This window comes from Pseudomonas sp. DF11 (assembly GCF_058148565.1).
Genome location: NZ_JBYVYN010000004.1, coordinates 166,068 through 182,843 on the forward strand (window position 1 = coordinate 166,068; position 16,776 = coordinate 182,843).

The window sequence follows — 16,776 nt, forward strand, 5'->3', positions numbered from 1 at the left end:
GGATGGGCGCGCTTATCCTTGCGCACGACACCATTGGGCCGGGTCACTGGGGCGACCCTGCTGACGAATAGCGAAATACAGTGCTGGCGTATCCTGCCCGCCACTGTTACCGACCGTGGAGATGGACTCGCCTGCCTTGACCACATCCCCCGCCGACTTGAGCAGCGTCTGGTTGTGGCCGTACAGGCTCAAATAACCGTTGCCGTGATCGAGGATCACCAGCAGGCCGGCGCCGCGCAGCCAGTCGGCGAATACCACGCGCCCACCATGAACGGCATGCACCTGGCTGCCAGCCGAAGCGCTGATCATCACGCCATCCCACTTGGTGCGAGTATCGTCGCCACGGGTTTCACCGAAGCGTGCAAGCAATCGACCATTGACCGGCCATGGAAGTTTGCCTCGGGCTGAAGCAAAAGCGCCGCCGAAGGTCTCGCCATCACTGGAAACCAGCGCGCCAGGGCTGGATTTGACCGGTTTGCGCGGCGCGTCGCCGGAGTCCGCTTCGGCCTGGGCCTCACGCAAACGCTTTTTTTCGGCTTCCTGCTGGGCGATCAGCGCTTTCTGGCGCGCTTCTTCTGCCTCTCGAGCCTGGCGGGCCAGGGTTTCCTCGATGGTTTTCAATACGTTGGCCAGTTCGGCCTGGTCCTGCTCGCGGGCCTTGAGCTTGCTGTCGCGAGCCTTTACGTCGTCGTTGAGCTTGGCCAGGGCCACCTGGCGCTCCTTGCGAACCTTCTCGAGTTCTTCGCGCTGGGTGTCGAGGCTGCTCTTTTGCACCAGCAATTGGGCTTGCTGCAGTTCGATGTCTTTTTCGACATTGGCCAGTTGGCGCAGGGTTTCGTTGAAGCTCTTGAGTTGTTCCAGGCGGGCCTGGCTCAGGTAATCGTAATAAGTGAGGGTGCGAGCGAATTTCTCGGGGTTCTGCTGGTTGAGCAGCAGCTTGAGATATTCCTGGCGACCGTTCTGGTAGGCGGCCCGGGCCTGGATGGCGATCAGCTTTTGCTGTTCAGTACGTGCGCTCTGGAGTTTTTTTTTCTCTCCATCGAGCCGCTGCAGCTCGGATTCGCTTTTCTTCAGCTCTTTTTGCAGGGCGTCGACCTGTTTCTCCAGCTTGCCCATCTCGGTCTCGGTGCCGCGCAGGTCTTTCTGCACGCTGGATTTCTCTTCCTGCAACTTGCCCAGCAGCTTTTTCAGCTCGGCGATGTCCTGGCGCGTGGCTTCCAACTGCTGTTGGGTTTGCGCGCGCTCGTCGGCAAAGGCCGGTTGGAGCAGGCAGGTCAGAACGAGGGCTATCAGGACGCGAAGCATAGAGGCGGGCGACACCAGGGAAAGGGACGGCCTAGTATGCCCGCCCCACGCTGCAAAAAAAACGCCCATTTGGGGCTGTGTGATAACTGGCCCAAAAAACACCAGAAACCAATGTGGGAGCGGGCTTGCTCGCGAATGCGGTAGACCAGACACATAAATGTCGACTGGCAGACCGCATTCGCGAGCAAGCCCGCTCCCACAGGGGGATTTGTGTTGGGTCAGACCAGGATCGAAGTCCCGGTCATCTCCGCCGGCTTCTCCATGCCCAGCAACATCAGCATGGTCGGTGCCACGTCAGCCAGCACGCCGCCGTCGCGGACCTTGAAGTTGCGCTTGCCCACATAAATGAACGGCACCGGTTCGGTGGTGTGGGCGGTGTGGGCCTGGCCGGTGGATTCGTCGGACATCTGCTCGACGTTGCCATGGTCGGCCGTGATCAGCGCTTCGCCGCCGACTTTCTCCAACGCCTCGACGATGCGGCCAACGCAGGTGTCCAGGCATTCCACAGCCTTGACCGCCGCGTCGAACACGCCGCTGTGGCCGACCATGTCGCCGTTGGCGTAGTTGACCACGATCACGTCGTAGCGCTGGTTTTCGATGGCCTCGACGATGCGGTCGGTCACCTCTGGCGCGCTCATCTCCGGTTGCAGGTCGTAGGTGGCGACCTTCGGCGAGGGGATCAGGATGCGTTCTTCGCCCGGGAAGGGTTCTTCGCGACCACCGGAGAAAAAGAACGTCACGTGGGCGTATTTCTCGGTTTCGGCGATGCGCAGCTGGGTCTTGTCGTTTTTCGCCAGATAATCGCCCAGCACGTTCTCCAGGCTGCCAGCGGCGAAGGCCGACGGCGCGGGGATGCTGGCGGCATATTGAGTCAGCATCACGAAACCGGCCAGTTTCGGCTGGCGTACGCGCTCGAACTCCTTGAAGTCGTCTTCGACAAACACGCGGGTCAGCTCACGGGCGCGGTCGGCACGGAAGTTCATGAACACCACGGCGTCGCCGTCTTCAACCTTCACCGGCTCGCCGATGGTGGTGGCCTTGACGAACTCGTCGCTTTCGCCGCGCTCATAGGCGGCTTGCAGGCCTTCCTGGGCGGTGGCGGCGTTGAATTCGGCGTTGCCGTCGACGATCAGGTTGTAGGCCTGGGCCACACGGTCCCAGCGGTTGTCACGGTCCATGGCGTAGTAGCGACCGATGAGGCTGGCGATGCGCCCCTTGCCGAGGGCCTGGAACGTCGCATCCAGCAGTTCGATGGACGAGGTGGCGCTTTTCGGCGGGGTGTCGCGGCCATCGAGGAAGGCGTGCAGGTAGATTTTCTCGGCACCGCGCTTGAAGGCCAGTTCGGCCATGGCGATCAGGTGGTCCTGGTGGCTGTGCACGCCACCGTCGGACAGCAGGCCCATGAAGTGCACGGCCTTGCCGGCGGTCACGGCTTTATCCACGGCGGCGCAGATGGTCGGGTTTTCGAAGAACTCGCCGTCGCGGATCGCTTTGGTCACGCGGGTGAAGTCCTGGTACACCACGCGGCCTGCGCCGAGGTTCATGTGGCCGACTTCGGAGTTGCCCATCTGCCCGTCCGGCAGGCCGACGTCCATGCCGCTGCCGGAGATCAGGCCGTTCGGCACGGTGGCCCACAAGCGGTCCAGCACGGGCTTTTTGGCCGAATACACGGCGTTGGATTCGTGGCTGTCACTGTGACCGAAGCCGTCGAGAATCATCAGGACCAAAGGTTTAGGCGTGGTAGTCATGGAATCCACTCGTGGCTGGTTAAAAGAAGACGATGGAAAAGGGACGGGCAGTTTAAAGGTAAGTTCCGACGGCGTCACCGCCGGGCGGGGTTTGGCCGGCCTTGTGTGCTGTGTATACTGGCCGACATTTTAACGCCCTGGAACCTCCTTCGATGGTTGCTCACCTGATTCAATTTGCCACTAACCACTACATTCTCGTCGGTATCTTCGTCGTGCTGCTGGCGTTGCTGGTTGCCCACACGATGCAGGGCGGCGGTCGCAGCCTGAGCACTGGCGAGCTGACCGCGCTGGTCAACAAGGATGCCGGCGTGGTGGTGGATATCCGCCCGAGCAAGGATTACGCCGCTGGTCACATTGTCGGGGCGGTGAACATCCCCCAGGACAAACTGATCGCGCGTATCGGCGAACTGGAAAAACACAAGGCCAAGACGCTGATCCTGGTGGATGCCCAGGGCCAGCACGCCGGTACCCATGCCCGCGAGCTGATGAAGTCCGGTTTCACCGCCGCCAAGCTGTCCGGTGGTGTGGCGAGCTGGAAAGCCGACAATCTGCCCCTGGTGAAGTGAGATGACCCACGTCGTTGTCTATTCCAGCGATTACTGCCCCTATTGCTCCCGGGCCAAGTTCCTGCTCCAGAACAAAGGCGTGGCTTTCGAAGAGATCAAGGTCGACGGCAAGCCGCAACTGCGCGCCGAAATGACTCAGAAAGCCGGGCGCACCTCCGTGCCGCAGATCTGGATCGGCAACACCCACGTGGGCGGCTGTGATGACCTGTATGCCCTGGAGCGCGCCGGCAAGCTCGATGCGATGCTCAAGGCCTGATTTTCCATTAATAGAACCTGAAAGTAAGAAGGATCTGCGATGACTGACCAACAGAACACAGCTGCCAGCGAAGAAGAAACCGCACCGCAATTCTCCTTGCAGCGCATTTATGTCCGTGACCTGTCCTTCGAAGCCCCGAAAAGCCCGGCGATCTTTCGCCAGCAGTGGGAACCGAGCGTAGGCCTGGACCTGAACACTCGCCAGAAAGCCCTGGAAGAAGACTTCCACGAAGTGGTGCTGACCCTGTCGGTGACTGTGAAGAACGGTGACGAAGTGGCGTTCATCGCCGAAGTGCAGCAGGCCGGGATCTTCCTGATCAGGAACCTGGATGCCGCTTCGATGAGCCACACCTTGGGCGCATTCTGCCCGAACATCCTGTTCCCGTACGCTCGCGAAACCCTGGACAGCCTGGTAACCCGCGGTTCGTTCCCGGCCCTGATGCTGGCTCCGGTGAACTTCGACGCCCTGTACGCCCAAGAGCTGCAACGCATGCAGCAAGAAGGCGGCGCGACCGTTCAGTAAGCGGTAGGGCGGGCTAGCGTCCGTCAGCCGAGCATAAAACCTGTGGGAGCGAGCCTGCTCGCGATAGCGGTGTATCAGTCAACTCAGTACTGACTGACATAACGCTATCGCGAGCAGGCTCGCTCCCACAGGAGTTTCTGGCCAGGGTTTCCGATATTGCTATTGGAAACCGTTCTGCCGCCACGCCTCATAAACCGCCACCGCCACGGTATTGGACAGATTCAGGCTGCGGCAGCCTTCGCGCATGGGCAGGCGCAGGCGTTGGTCGGCGGGCAGGGCGTCCAGCACCTCGGCTGGCAGGCCACGGCTTTCCGGGCCGAACAGGAACGCATCACCGGCGACGAAGCTGGCGTCATGGAATGGCCGCGAACCCTTGGTGGTGAAGGCAAATAGGCGCGGATGCCCGAGGCTTTCCAGACAACTGGCGAGGTCGGCGTGACGCTGCAAGGTGGCATACTCATGGTAGTCGAGGCCGGCTCGGCGCAGACGCTTGTCGTCCATCTCGAAGCCCAGCGGTTCGATCAAATGCAGGTGGCAGCCGCTGTTGGCGCACAGCCTGATGACATTGCCGGTATTCGGTGGAATTTCCGGTTGAAAAAGGATGACGTGAAACATGCACGGCTCCGCAGACAAAGATGAGCGGCATTCTACGCCGCAAACCGATGAACGTTCGAAGCTAATGCCTCGGGTGATGGGCTCGTTGGCGATCTTCGGCATGATGGTCGGGCTGATGATCGGACGCCTGACCACGCCCGAACCGAGCGTATTGCAGCAGGTCGAGGTGACTGACGGCGGGGTGGTGGTCTGGTTCAACAACGAACCCAAGCTACACGGGGAAGTCATCGACGGCTCGGTAGCGCTGTTGTTCGAAGCAGAAGGTCGAGCGCAGAGCGGCCAGTTGAAGCTCAACGGCAAGGACGTGAACTGGCGAGTGCGGTTGAGTGACAAGGGGTTGTTGCTGACGCTGGTAGCGGCGCGTCCGTTGCGGGGGGAGTGGGCCGGCAGCGAAGTCGATGATCGCTGGCGGCTGGAGATCCATCTCCAAGAGCAATAAAAGAGGGAATCCCCGGCCTGCCTGTACCAAGGTCCCCAAAACGGGAGGGCTGGCGCTCGGCGCATAGCCCTTGGTGTAAAGAAGGGAAACCTTGACCTGCCTGTATCAAGGCCCCCAAAACAGTGGGCTCGATGAGCCCGGTATAAAAGTGGGGAATCCCCGGCCTGCCTGTACCAAGGTCCCCGAAACTGGGTAGTGATTGAGTTACTGCAGGGGGCGTGCCAGTTTTTAATGGCTTGTCACAAAAAAACTGCTGATGGTGCGCAAAGCCCCGTATTACGGGGCTTTTGCTTTTATTTGAGCTGTTTTTTTCGAGGCGGATCGAGTGGCTCCTGCTCATAAGGCATGCGCAATTGCGGTTCATGGTGCATTGGTGCGGTGCATGGCACCCTTAGAAAGCATCGCGAGCAGGCTCGCTCCCACAGGGTTTGTTGGTGTTCACAAATATCGCGAACACCGAAAATCCATTGTGGGAGCGAGCCTGCTCGCGATTGGGCCTTCAAGTTCAGCGAAGGGTTACAGGCCGATCAGCCCTCATCCCCGTCATCATCATCCCCACCATCGACCTTCATCCCCAATTCCTTGATCTTGCGAGTCAAGGTATTACGGCCCCAGCCCAGCAGCACGGCGGCGTCGCGACGGCGGCCGGCGGTGTGCTTGAGGGCGGTTTCGATCATGATCCGCTCGAAACTCGGCACGGCGCTATCCAGCAGGCTCGATTGGCCACGGGACAGGGCCTGGTCGGCCCACTGGCGCAAGGCTTGTTCCCAGTTGGTCACTGGGGCCGAGTCCTGTGGCAGGCTCAACAGCTCCGGCGGCAGGTCGCTGATGTGCACTTCGCGACCCGAAGCCATCACCGTAATCCAGCGGCAGGTATTCTCCAGCTGGCGCACGTTACCGGGCCACGGCAGGTTCTTGAGGTATTCCTCGGTTTCGCTCTTGAGCAGCTTGGGTTCCACCGCCAGTTCCTGGGCCGCGCGGCTGAGGAAGTGCCGGGCCAGGGTCGGGATGTCTTCGCGACGATCCGCCAGGCGCGGGATATGAATGCGGATCACGTTGAGGCGGTGGAACAAGTCTTCGCGGAACTTGCCGGCGTGAACCAGGGTTTCCAGGTTCTGGTGGGTCGCGGCGATGATGCGCACATCGACCTTGACCGGCGTATGCCCGCCCACTCGATAGAACTCGCCGTCCGCCAGTACACGCAGCAAGCGCGTCTGGGTATCGGCCGGCATGTCGCCGATTTCATCGAGGAACAATGTGCCGCCGTCGGCTTGCTCGAAGCGCCCGCGCCGCAGGTTGGCCGCGCCGGTGAACGCGCCTTTTTCGTGGCCGAACAGTTCGGATTCCATCAGGTCCTTGGGAATTGCCGCCATGTTCAGCGCGATGAACGGCGATGCCGCCCGTGGGCTGTGGCGGTGCAGGGCGTGAGCCACCAATTCCTTACCGGTGCCGGATTCGCCGTTGATCAGCACGGTGATGTTGGAGTGGCTCAGGCGCCCGATCGCGCGAAACACTTCCTGCATCGCCGGCGCTTCGCCGATGATTTCCGGAGTGCGGGCCAGGGCCGGCACCTCTTCCATGCCCTGTTGTTCCTGGGCGTGTTGATTGGCGCGCTTGACCAGTGACACCGCTTCATCGACGTCGAATGGCTTGGGCAAGTACTCGAAGGCCCCGCCCTGGTAGGACGCCACGGCGCTGTCCAGGTCGGAATGGGCGGTCATGATGATCACCGGGAGCCGCGGATGCTGCTCGCGAATCCGCGCCAACAGATCCAGGCCGCTGGCGCCAGGCATGCGGATGTCGGAGATGATGACGTCCGGTTGCTGACGCGCCAGGCGACTCATCACCCCATCGGCGCTGTCGAAGCTCTGGGTGGTCATGCCTTCCTGTTGCAAGGCTTTCTCCAGGACCCAACGGATAGAACGGTCGTCATCGACGATCCACACGGTTTCACTACGGCTCATGTCGATGTGGCTCCTTGTTCCAGTGGCAGGAAGATCGAGAAAGTGGTGTGGCCGGGGTGGCTTTCACACTCGATCAAGCCCTGATGCTGACTGATGATGTTCTGGGTGATGGCCAGGCCCAGCCCGGTACCGTCCGGGCGGCCGCTGACCATGGGGAAGAAAATGGTTTCCTGCAGCTCGGCAGGGATGCCCGGGCCGTTGTCGATGATCTCGATCTTGGTCACCAGGCGATGGCGCACGTGGCCGATGGTGAACTGGCGCATGGCCCGGGTGCGCAGGCTGATGCGGCCCAGGCGCAGTTCGTTCTGGCTGCTGATGGCTTGCATCGCGTTGCGCACGATGTTCAGTACGGCCTGGATCATCTGTTCGCGGTCGATCAGGACATCGGGGATGCTCGGGTCATAGTCGCGCACCAAGGTGATGCAACCCTGGCTTTCCGCTTCTACCAGGCTGCTGACACGCTCCAGTACTTCATGGACGTTGCACATCGCCAACGATGGCAGCTTGTTCGAGCCGAGCATGCGGTCCACCAGGTTTCGCAGGCGGTCGGCTTCCTCGATGATGACGTTGGTGTAGTCCTTGAGGCTTTCTTCCGGCAGTTCACGGGCGAGCAACTGCGCCGCGCCACGAATCCCGCCGAGGGGGTTCTTGATCTCATGGGCCAGGCCACGCACCAGCATCTTGCTGGTTTCCTGCTTGGATAGCTGGGCCTCTTCCTTGGTGATGCGCAGCAGGCGATCACGGGGGTGGACTTCCAGCAGCAGTAAGGTGGCGCCGTTGTTCAGGATCGGCGTGACCGCATAATCCACGGTAAGGGTCTGGCCGGTCAGGGCGGTGAGCATCGCCTCGCGCTTGGTGAACGGATGAGCCTGCTCCACCGCTTGGCGCAGGGAGTTGAGCGCCTCGGTGGACTCGGTGAACAACTCGCTGATGAACTGCCCGTGGCTGCGCTGGCCACTGACGGCCAGGAGCATCTCCGCCGCCGGGTTCATGTACTCGAGGCGCAATTCGGCGTCGAGCAGGATGGTCGCGGTGGTGAGGTTGTCGAGCAGCAAGCGGTGTAGTGCGTCGCTAATGGTCATCAGGACCTCTTTTGGAGCGTAGCAACTCGGGGCCGGTCCCAAATTGCGCGCGCGATTAATGCGCTGTTACAAGGAAAATGCAAAAACCAAACCAAGGCTCCGAAAAGAAGCGTTTAGAGCCTCAAAAGGGTGTTTTTCGCCCGGTTGCGTGGCGTTCTGCCAGCTTTTTCGGGTAATTTCGAACCAAAATGGGTGTGGAATCTGGGTAGCGTGCAATTTGTTGCACCAACATAGTGCGCCAGCCTGAACGGCGTTAGAAGAACGGCAGGATGCTGCTTTTTTCTTCTTCGGGCTTTTCGGCCAGGGGGCACTCGGGGCGTTGACCGTAATCGGCCATAGCGCAGGGTTTGATGCGGCGCTTCTGCGCCAGGGACATGCGTTGCATATGGAAGGGCTGGTTGGCGGTGCGTTCGACGATACGGTCTTGCTCATCGAGTATCTCCACCGCCAGATGATGGGTGCCTCGATCGATGTTACTCAAGGCAAACACCGGGCTCGGCCCCGGCGCGCCAGTGGGTTGGCCGTCGAGCAGCAGGCGGTAGCGGTGGCCTTTTTGCAGGCCGGGTTCGCTGGTGACGCTGACGATCAGTTCGCCTGCGGTGCTGCGTATCGTCGCGTCCGGCTCGGGTATCAGCAGGCGGAGCATTTCGTAATGAAACAGCGGCTCGGGTCGCGCTTCGGCCGTAGGCGCCGCGGATGTGCCTGAAGGCGGCGCCGGCATCCGGTTGCCGGGTGGCAGTTGGACTTTCTTCGCATTGCCGGGGCGCGGTTGATCGGTGAAGACGCGATTGCCCTGGGCATCGATGTAGGTGTAGACCTGTGCCGCGCCTGACTGAGCGATCAGCAACAGGCCCAGCGCCAGCAGCTGGCGGATCATGGTTGGTGCACCCGTTGCACGGTGAAGGTGACGGTCTCGCTTTGTTGCACGAGGGTTTCCCCATCAACCACCTGGACAGCCAGGCTGTGCTCGCCCCGGTCGATATTCACCAATTGCAGGCGCGGCACGTTGCTCGGCTGGCCGTAGGGTTGCCCGTCCAGCAGCAGCCGGAACAGATGGGGGCTGCGCAGTCGCGGTTGGGCCCGTACGCCAACGGTGAAGGTGCCGTTGTTGGCGCGCAGGGCCTCGTCGGTGGGGATGTCCGTCAGTTCCAGTATCTCGTAGGCATTGCGCGGCTCGTCGTTGTTCGCGGGTGCTGGCGGCGTGCCCGGGCTGGCCGGGGATTGGCGTTCGATGCTGTTGAGCGGCGGTAATTCCACCGTCTGGGCCGGGACGCCCTGTGGCGGCTGGTTGCTGTAGGCGGTGTTGCCCTCGGCATCGGTGTACTTGTAGATCTGCGCGACGGCTGGCAGCGCCAATAGCAGCAACAGGAGGATTGAAAAACCACGACCCATGGAAAATCGACCGAAAACTAAAAGTGATGGGTGCAGCATAGGCCAGGGCGGATGGTTGGCCCAGGTTGTTGCACCCAAACCTTGTGAGAGCGGGCTTGCTCGCGAAAGCGGAGTGTCAGACGCTGAGACATTGGCTATGCCGGCCCCTTCGCGAGCAAGCCCGGTCCCACATTGGATCTGTGGTGTTCACAGCCTTTATGGCCGACGCTGGATCCCTGTGGGAGCGAGCCTGCTCGCGATGGCGGCGTGTCAGGCGCTGAGGTGTTGGATGTGCAGGCCTCATCGCGAGCAGGCTCGCTCCCACAGGGGAAGGGGGGGTCAGGATTTTGGGGAGAGGCACAGCTCTCCAGTCGCCCGGATCAGGGCGAGGCGGTGCACCGGGTGCTGCTTGTTGTGGTGGGTGGCCCGGGCCAGCCATTGCGGGCATTGCGGGTCGGTGCGGTAGGGAGCGAAGTCGGCCAGTTGTTGCAGCAGGCGCTTTTGCAATCGGTCGAGTTGCGGGCGGATCTGTCCCACCAGGTCCGGGCGCGGAAGGTCCGGCGCCTTGCCTTCCAGGGCCCAGTCGGACAAATCGATGTACTGCACCATTTTGTTGGCCTCTATCTGGGCGGCGAAAAACGCTTCCACGGTTTCGCCACTCAGCTTGTAGGCCGGCGCCTGGGCGACAGCGGCGGCAATCACTTCACGCTCGCGCTGACGGTCTTCTACCGGTTTATGGCTGTCCCATTTGCTCAACGCCACGTCATCGGCGAGGGCCAGGCGTTCGCCAATGGCGTTAAGTAGCGGGGTAAGGGCGTCAGGTGCGGGAGTGGAGGCGGCTTCGGCGGTGCAGGCCAGCAGCGCGGCAGACAGGGCAAGGCAGAGCTTGAAGCGCAAAGTCATGGGCAGTCTCGTCTTCTATGGGGAGCGACGAGGCATCATGCCTGTAACCGGCGCCCATAAAAAAGGCCTCCCGAAGGAGGCCTCTCTTTATTCACGCCGTGTGTGGCGGCGCTTACTGGATCAGCAGCTGTAGTACAGCTCGTATTCCAGTGGGTGTACGAAGGTGCGAACCTTGATTTCTTCTTCGCTTTTCAGTGCGATGTAAGCGTCGATGAAGTCATCGCTGAATACGCCGCCCTTGGTCAGGAACGCACGGCCCTTGTCCAGCTCTTCCAGGGCTTCTTTCAAGCTACCGCAAACCTGTGGGATTTCCTTGGCCTCTTCAGGCGGCAGGTCATACAGGTTTTTGTCAGCGGCATCGCCAGGGTGGATCTTGTTCTGGATACCGTCCAGGCCGGCCATCATCAGTGCAGCGAAGGCCAGGTAAGGGTTGGCAGCCGGATCCGGGAAGCGAGCTTCGATACGGCGGGCTTTCGGGCTGTTCACGTAAGGGATACGGATCGAGGCGGAACGGTTGCGAGCCGAGTAGGCCAGCATGACCGGGGCTTCGAAGCCTGGTACCAGACGCTTGTAGGAGTTGGTCGACGGGTTGGTGAAGCCGTTCAGGGCCTTACCGTGCTTGATGATACCGCCGATGAAGTACAGGGCGGTGTCCGACAGACCGGCATAGCCTTCGCCTGCGAAGGTGTTCTTGCCGTCCTTGGAGATCGACATGTGAACGTGCATGCCCGAACCGTTGTCGCCGTACAGAGGCTTCGGCATGAAGGTCGCGGTGCGGCCATAGGCATCGGCAACGTTGTGCACGCAGTACTTCAGGGTCTGGACTTCGTCAGCCTTCTTGACCAGCGTGTTGAACTTCACGCCGATTTCGTTCTGGCCGGCAGTCGCCACTTCGTGGTGGTGAACTTCGACGGTCTGGCCCATCTCTTCCAGTGCGTTGCACATGGAGGTACGGATCTCGTGGTCGTGGTCGAACGGTGGAACCGGGAAGTAACCGCCCTTGATACCAGGACGGTGGCCTTTGTTACCGCCTTCCACGTCCTGGTCGGACATCCACGAACCTTGTTCGGAGAAAATCTTGAACATGGAGCCGGAGATGTCGGACTTGAACTTGACCGAGTCGAAGATGAAGAACTCAGGCTCAGGACCGAAGAAAGCGGTGTCGCCGATACCGGTGGACTTCAGGTATTCCTCGGCGCGGTGGGCGATGGCGCGTGGGTCGCGGTCATAGCCTTGCATGGTCGAAGGTTCGATGATGTCGCAGACCAGGATCAGGGTCGGCTCTTCGGTGAACGGGTCCAGGACGGCGGTTTCGTCGTCCGGCATCAGGATCATGTCGGAGGCTTCGATGCCTTTCCAGCCGGAGATGGAGGAGCCGTCGAACATTTTCCCGATTTCAAAGAATTCGTCGTCCATCGCATCACGAGCCGGCATGGTCACGTGATGTTGAGTACCTTTGGTGTCAGTGAAGCGCAGATCAATCCACTTGACGTCATGATCTTTGATGAGTTGAACCGACTTCGACATATGTCCTCCGGGTGGCTTCGGGCGGGTAGTGGAGTGCCCTTAGATATGGGTGATGCCGGCGCGAATACTCTGCCAAGGCAACCTGCCTCACAAGGGAGCAAATTGCATGCCAGTGCCCCAGCATGGGTTTTTTGCACCAAATCCACGCTTTTGTGGGCCTGAATCGCGGATTGTCAGACAATAACGCACTGCAATGTGGCACCGTCAATCGATAATGACCTGTTTTGGTGCATGTAAAACGATCTGCACATTAACTGGTTAAACCTTGAGCAATTTCCGCTATAATCCGCGCCCCCCTTTTTCGGCTGGCCGTTCGCGCGCTGTTTTCATGAAACTAATCGTAAAAGTCTTCCCCGAGATCACCATCAAGAGCCGCCCGGTACGGATGCGTTTCATCCGCCAGTTGGCCAAGAACATCCGCGCCGTGCTCCGAGACCTGGACCCGGCCGTGGTGGTGAACGGCGTGTGGGACAACCTCGAGCTGGAAACCCGTGTCAGCGAACCCAAGGTCCTGAAGGAAATGACCGAGCGCCTGAGCTGCATGCCGGGCATCGCGCATTTCCTGCAAGTCGATGAGTACCCGCTGGGGGATTTCGACGACATCCTTGCCAAGTGCATGCTTCATTATGGTGATGCCCTGGCCGGCAAGATCTTTTCGGTGCGTTGCAAGCGTGCCGGCAAGCACCCATTCAGTTCGATGGATGTGGAAAAGTACGTCGGCAGCCAGTTGCGCCGACAGTGCGGAGCGGCCGGTATTTCGTTGAAAGACCCGCAGATCGAAGTGCGCATCGAGATTCGCGACCAGCGGCTGTTCGTGATTCACAGCCAGCACAACAGCATCGGCGGTTATCCGCTGGGCTCGCTGGAGCAGACCCTGGTGCTGATGTCCGGTGGTTTCGACTCCACGGTGGCGGCCTACCAGATCATGCGTCGCGGCCTGATGAGCCATTTCTGCTTCTTCAACCTCGGCGGGCGCGCCCATGAACTGGGCGTGATGGAAGTGGCGCACTTCATCTGGAAGAAGTACGGCAGCTCCCAACGCGTGTTATTTGTGAGTGTGCCGTTCGAAGAAGTCCTGGGCGAGATTCTCGGCAAAGTCGATAACAGTCATATGGGCGTCATTTTGAAGCGTATGATGTTGCGCGCCGCTTCACGAATTGCCGATCGCCTGCATATCGACGCGCTGGTGACCGGCGAGGCGATCTCCCAGGTGTCGAGCCAGACGCTGCCGAACCTGTCGGTGATCGACTGCGTGACCGAGAAGCTGGTCTTGCGGCCGCTGATTGCCAGCCACAAGCAGGACATCATCGACCAGGCCAATGCCATTGGCACCGCCGAGTTTGCCCGACACATGCCGGAGTACTGCGGCGTCATCTCGGTCAATCCGAAGACGGCGGCCAAGCGCGGGCGGGTCGAGCACGAAGAGAAAGAATTCGACATGGCGATACTCGAGCGGGCGCTCGAAAACGCCAGGCTGGTACCGATCGATCGCGTCATCGACGAATTGGGCCAGGACATACAGATTGAAGAAGTCGGCGAAGCGCTGGCCGGTCAGATCATCATCGACATCCGTCACCCGGACGACGCTGAAGACGACCCGCTGAGTGTCGCCGGCATCGAGGTAAAAACGATGCCGTTCTATGCAGTGAACGCGCGTTTCAAGGAACTGGACCCTACTCGCCAGTACCTGTTGTATTGCGACAAAGGCGTGATGAGTCGCCTGCATGCCCACCATTTGCTCAGTGAGGGGCATGCCAATGTGCGCGTTTATCGACCGAGCTAAGTGCCCGGGGCTGTTTGCCTGTGGCCTGCGTCACCGGCCCCCCGACGCCGCCGACGGGCTGTAACGGCTTTGTCGGACTCAACGTAAATCGCTGCCACGACCTGTCAGCACACCGAATCCTCTGATCGAGATACACAAGTGATCGAAAATCTACGCAACATCGCCATCATTGCTCACGTTGACCATGGTAAGACCACCCTGGTAGACAAACTCTTGCGTCAATCCGGCACCCTGGAGCGCAACGAGCTCAACGACGAGCGCGTGATGGACTCCAACGACCAGGAAAAAGAGCGCGGTATTACCATCCTGGCGAAAAACACCGCCATCAACTGGAATGGCTACCACATCAACATCGTGGACACCCCGGGTCACGCCGACTTCGGCGGTGAAGTAGAGCGCGTGATGTCGATGGTCGACTCCGTGCTGCTGCTGGTCGACGCCCAGGACGGCCCTATGCCGCAAACCCGTTTCGTGACCAAGAAGGCTTTCGAAGCCGGCCTGCGTCCGATCGTGTGCATCAACAAGGTTGACCGTCCAGGCGCGCGTCCGGACTGGGTTCTGGACCAGATCTTCGACCTGTTCGACAACCTGGGTGCCACCGAAGAACAGCTGGACTTCAAAGTCGTCTACGCCTCGGCCCTGAACGGTATTGCCGGTCTGGACCATACCGAAATGGCTGAAGACATGACCCCGCTGTACCAGTCGATCGTCGACAACGTACCTGCGCCGAAAGTCGACCGTGACGGTCCGTTCCAGATGCAGATCTCGGCACTGGACTACAACAGCTTCCTGGGTGTGATCGGTGTTGGCCGTATTGCCCGTGGTCGCGTCAAGCCGAACACCCCGGTCGTGGCTATCGGTGCCGACGGCAAGCGCCGCAATGGTCGTATCCTGAAGCTGATGGGTCACCACGGTCTGCACCGTGTAGACGTTGAAGAAGCGGCTGCCGGCGACATCGTCTGCATCAGCGGCATGGACTCGCTGTTCATCTCCGACACCCTGTGCCACCCGGACACCGTTGAAGCGATGAAGCCGTTGACCGTCGACGAGCCGACCGTTTCCATGACCTTCCAGGTCAACGACTCGCCATTCTGCGGTAAAGAAGGCAAGTTCGTGACGTCCCGTAACATCAAGGAACGCCTGGACAAAGAACTGCTCTACAACGTTGCACTGCGCGTTGAAGAAGGCGACTCGGCCGATAAGTTCAAGGTCTCCGGCCGTGGTGAACTGCACCTCTCGGTTCTGATCGAAACCATGCGTCGCGAAGGCTTCGAAATGGCTGTAGGCCGTCCGGAAGTGATCATCCGTCTGGTTGACGGCGTGAAGCACGAACCGTTCGAAAACGTCACCATCGACCTGCCGGAAGAATCCCAGGGCAAGGTGATGGAAGAGATGGGCCTGCGTAAGGGCGACCTGACCAACATGGTGCCGGATGGCAAAGGCCGTGTACGTCTGGAATACAACATCCCTGCTCGCGGTCTGATCGGTTTCCGTAACCAATTCCTGACCCTGACCAACGGTGCTGGCATCCTGACCTCGATCTTCGACCGTTACGACGTGATGAAGTCTGGCGACATGTCTGGCCGTCAGAACGGCGTTCTGGTTTCGGTTGAAACCGGCAAGGCGCTGACCTACTCCCTGGAAACCCTCCAGGCGCGTGGCAAGCTGTTCGTCGAGCACGGCCAGGAAATCTACGGCGGCCAGATCGTTGGTCTGAACAGCCGTGACAACGACCTGGGCGTTAACCCTACCAAGGGCAAGAAGCTCGACAACATGCGTGCTTCGGGCAAAGACGAAACTATCGCCCTGGTTCCACCTGTTCGCTTCACCCTGGAACAGGCCCTGGAATTCATCCAGGACGATGAATTGTGTGAAGTGACGCCGAAGTCGATCCGCCTGCGTAAGAAGATCCTGGATGAAAGCGAGCGTACCCGCGCTGCCAAGAAAGCCAAGAACTGATTTAGCCCAGGCTGAATGAAAAACGCCCCCGGTCGCGAGATCGGGGGCTTTTTTTTTGCCTGGTTTTTATGCTGGAAGTTATGTGGCGTCTGTAAGGGCCTCATCGCGAGCAGGCTCGCTCCCACAGTTGATCTGCAGCGACCACCGCTTTTTTGTGTCCGATACAAATCCAGTGTGGGAGCGAGCCTGCTCGCGATGACAGTGGTCCAGACACCGCTGAACCTTCTATGGATCAGAACTTGTCCAACGTCCGCGGATTACGCTCGCGCTCCACTTCCTTGGGCTTGTAGGCGCAATAGCCCGGCCGTGGCCCGACCCGCGGATGGTTGCGGCAAGTGTCCGGGCGCTTCTCGTAAATGGTGCACAAGCGGCTCTTGCGGTCCAGATAAAGGCAATCGTTGTTGCTCATGCGCTGGAGCGTGAAGATTTCCGACTTCTGGTTGTAGCGCTCGACGATCCCTTCCTTTTGCAGGCGCTTGGCGATGTTTTTCGGCGGGTCGCCCAGTTCGAACTCATCGACGATGCCGATGCGGATCAGGTCCTTGATCTTGACCTCCACCGGCAGCGTGCAGCAGCTCGACACGCAGGAACCGCACATCGGGGCGGAGTACTTGGCCCAGGTATCGAGTCGGTCGATCTCCGCGGCGGCGATCAGGTTGGACTTCATCATCACGGTTTACCAGCATGCATCAGGGCGCGCGATCATACCGGGACTGGTGAAATTTTGAACGACCAT

16 protein-coding genes are annotated in these 16,776 nt (G+C 60.2%); 6 read left to right on the top strand and 10 right to left on the bottom strand.

Features of this window, described 5'->3' with window-relative positions; genetic code table 11:
• Positions 1 to 12 precede the first annotated feature (12 nt).
• Both AC30D9_RS14315 and gpmI read right to left on the bottom strand, forming a co-directional pair.
• A complete protein-coding gene (locus AC30D9_RS14315; RefSeq protein WP_109751984.1) occupies positions 13 to 1,305 on the bottom strand; it encodes a murein hydrolase activator EnvC family protein in 1,293 nt (430 codons plus the stop codon).
• A 218-nt stretch (positions 1,306 to 1,523) separates the two neighbouring features.
• Entirely contained in the window at positions 1,524 to 3,053 is a 1,530-nt protein-coding gene (gpmI, locus tag AC30D9_RS14320; RefSeq protein ID WP_490144255.1) for a 2,3-bisphosphoglycerate-independent phosphoglycerate mutase, read from the bottom strand.
• A gap of 152 nt (positions 3,054 to 3,205) precedes the next feature.
• On the opposite strand from gpmI, the gene AC30D9_RS14325 reads away from it, so the two are divergent.
• Genes AC30D9_RS14325 through secB form a run of 3 tightly spaced genes read left to right on the top strand, consistent with a single transcriptional unit; the run spans position 3,206 to position 4,397 of the window.
• The gene (locus AC30D9_RS14325) at positions 3,206 to 3,619 is read left to right on the top strand and encodes a rhodanese-like domain-containing protein (protein WP_109751986.1); all 414 of its coding nucleotides are present in this window, start codon (positions 3,206 to 3,208) and stop codon (positions 3,617 to 3,619) included.
• A gap of 1 nt (position 3,620) precedes the next feature.
• Positions 3,621 to 3,875, top strand: coding sequence for a glutaredoxin 3 (gene grxC, locus AC30D9_RS14330; RefSeq protein ID WP_072397923.1), 255 nt, complete (start codon positions 3,621 to 3,623; stop codon positions 3,873 to 3,875).
• A 39-nt stretch (positions 3,876 to 3,914) separates the two neighbouring features.
• Positions 3,915 to 4,397, top strand: coding sequence for a protein-export chaperone SecB (gene secB / locus AC30D9_RS14335; RefSeq protein WP_134922472.1), 483 nt, complete (start codon positions 3,915 to 3,917; stop codon positions 4,395 to 4,397).
• A gap of 159 nt (positions 4,398 to 4,556) precedes the next feature.
• Here the strand turns inward: secB and trmL are convergent, their stop codons facing one another.
• On the bottom strand, positions 4,557 to 5,012 hold the full coding sequence (trmL, locus tag AC30D9_RS14340; protein ID WP_092401422.1) for a tRNA (uridine(34)/cytosine(34)/5-carboxymethylaminomethyluridine(34)-2'-O)-methyltransferase TrmL: 456 nt from the start codon (positions 5,010 to 5,012) through the stop codon (positions 4,557 to 4,559).
• Here trmL and AC30D9_RS14345 point away from each other — a divergent pair.
• Positions 5,011 to 5,451, top strand: coding sequence for a hypothetical protein (locus tag AC30D9_RS14345; RefSeq protein ID WP_134922473.1), 441 nt, complete (start codon positions 5,011 to 5,013; stop codon positions 5,449 to 5,451). The two genes, trmL and AC30D9_RS14345, sit on opposite strands and share 2 nt — an antisense overlap.
• A 527-nt stretch (positions 5,452 to 5,978) precedes the next feature.
• On the opposite strand, the gene ntrC is transcribed toward AC30D9_RS14345, so the two are convergent.
• The 6 genes from ntrC to glnA all read right to left on the bottom strand — a co-directional run bounded on the left by ntrC (position 5,979) and on the right by glnA (position 12,298).
• On the bottom strand, positions 5,979 to 7,415 hold the full coding sequence (gene ntrC / locus AC30D9_RS14350) for a nitrogen regulation protein NR(I) (RefSeq protein ID WP_013692071.1): 1,437 nt from the start codon (positions 7,413 to 7,415) through the stop codon (positions 5,979 to 5,981).
• Positions 7,412 to 8,497: a nitrogen regulation protein NR(II) gene (glnL, locus tag AC30D9_RS14355; protein WP_014336111.1), complete on the bottom strand. Its 1,086-nt coding sequence runs from the start codon at positions 8,495 to 8,497 to the stop codon at positions 7,412 to 7,414. The genes ntrC and glnL overlap by 4 nt, the downstream gene beginning before the upstream one ends.
• Before the next feature lie 253 nt (positions 8,498 to 8,750).
• Positions 8,751 to 9,374 carry a DUF4124 domain-containing protein gene (locus AC30D9_RS14360; protein ID WP_490144256.1) on the bottom strand — a complete coding sequence of 208 codons (624 nt, stop codon included), beginning with the start codon at positions 9,372 to 9,374 and terminating at the stop codon, positions 8,751 to 8,753.
• Positions 9,371 to 9,889, bottom strand: coding sequence for a DUF4124 domain-containing protein (locus AC30D9_RS14365; protein ID WP_490144257.1), 519 nt, complete (start codon positions 9,887 to 9,889; stop codon positions 9,371 to 9,373). Before AC30D9_RS14365 ends, AC30D9_RS14360 begins: the two co-directional genes overlap by 4 nt.
• Positions 9,890 to 10,207: 318 nt before the next feature.
• Positions 10,208 to 10,771, bottom strand: coding sequence for a chorismate mutase (locus AC30D9_RS14370; RefSeq protein ID WP_134922475.1), 564 nt, complete (start codon positions 10,769 to 10,771; stop codon positions 10,208 to 10,210).
• A gap of 120 nt (positions 10,772 to 10,891) precedes the next feature.
• A complete protein-coding gene (glnA, locus tag AC30D9_RS14375) occupies positions 10,892 to 12,298 on the bottom strand; it encodes a type I glutamate--ammonia ligase (protein WP_092253219.1) in 1,407 nt (468 codons plus the stop codon).
• Between the two features lie 328 nt (positions 12,299 to 12,626).
• On the opposite strand from glnA, the gene thiI reads away from it, so the two are divergent.
• On the top strand, positions 12,627 to 14,081 hold the full coding sequence (gene thiI, locus AC30D9_RS14380) for a tRNA uracil 4-sulfurtransferase ThiI (protein ID WP_109751994.1): 1,455 nt from the start codon (positions 12,627 to 12,629) through the stop codon (positions 14,079 to 14,081).
• Between the two features lie 138 nt (positions 14,082 to 14,219).
• Positions 14,220 to 16,040 carry a translational GTPase TypA gene (gene typA, locus AC30D9_RS14385; protein ID WP_053117555.1) on the top strand — a complete coding sequence of 607 codons (1,821 nt, stop codon included), beginning with the start codon at positions 14,220 to 14,222 and terminating at the stop codon, positions 16,038 to 16,040.
• Between the two features lie 232 nt (positions 16,041 to 16,272).
• Here typA and AC30D9_RS14390 read toward each other — a convergent pair whose 3' ends face one another.
• The gene (locus AC30D9_RS14390) at positions 16,273 to 16,710 is read right to left on the bottom strand and encodes a YkgJ family cysteine cluster protein (protein ID WP_307573564.1); all 438 of its coding nucleotides are present in this window, start codon (positions 16,708 to 16,710) and stop codon (positions 16,273 to 16,275) included.
• Between the last annotated feature and the right edge of the window lie 66 nt (positions 16,711 to 16,776).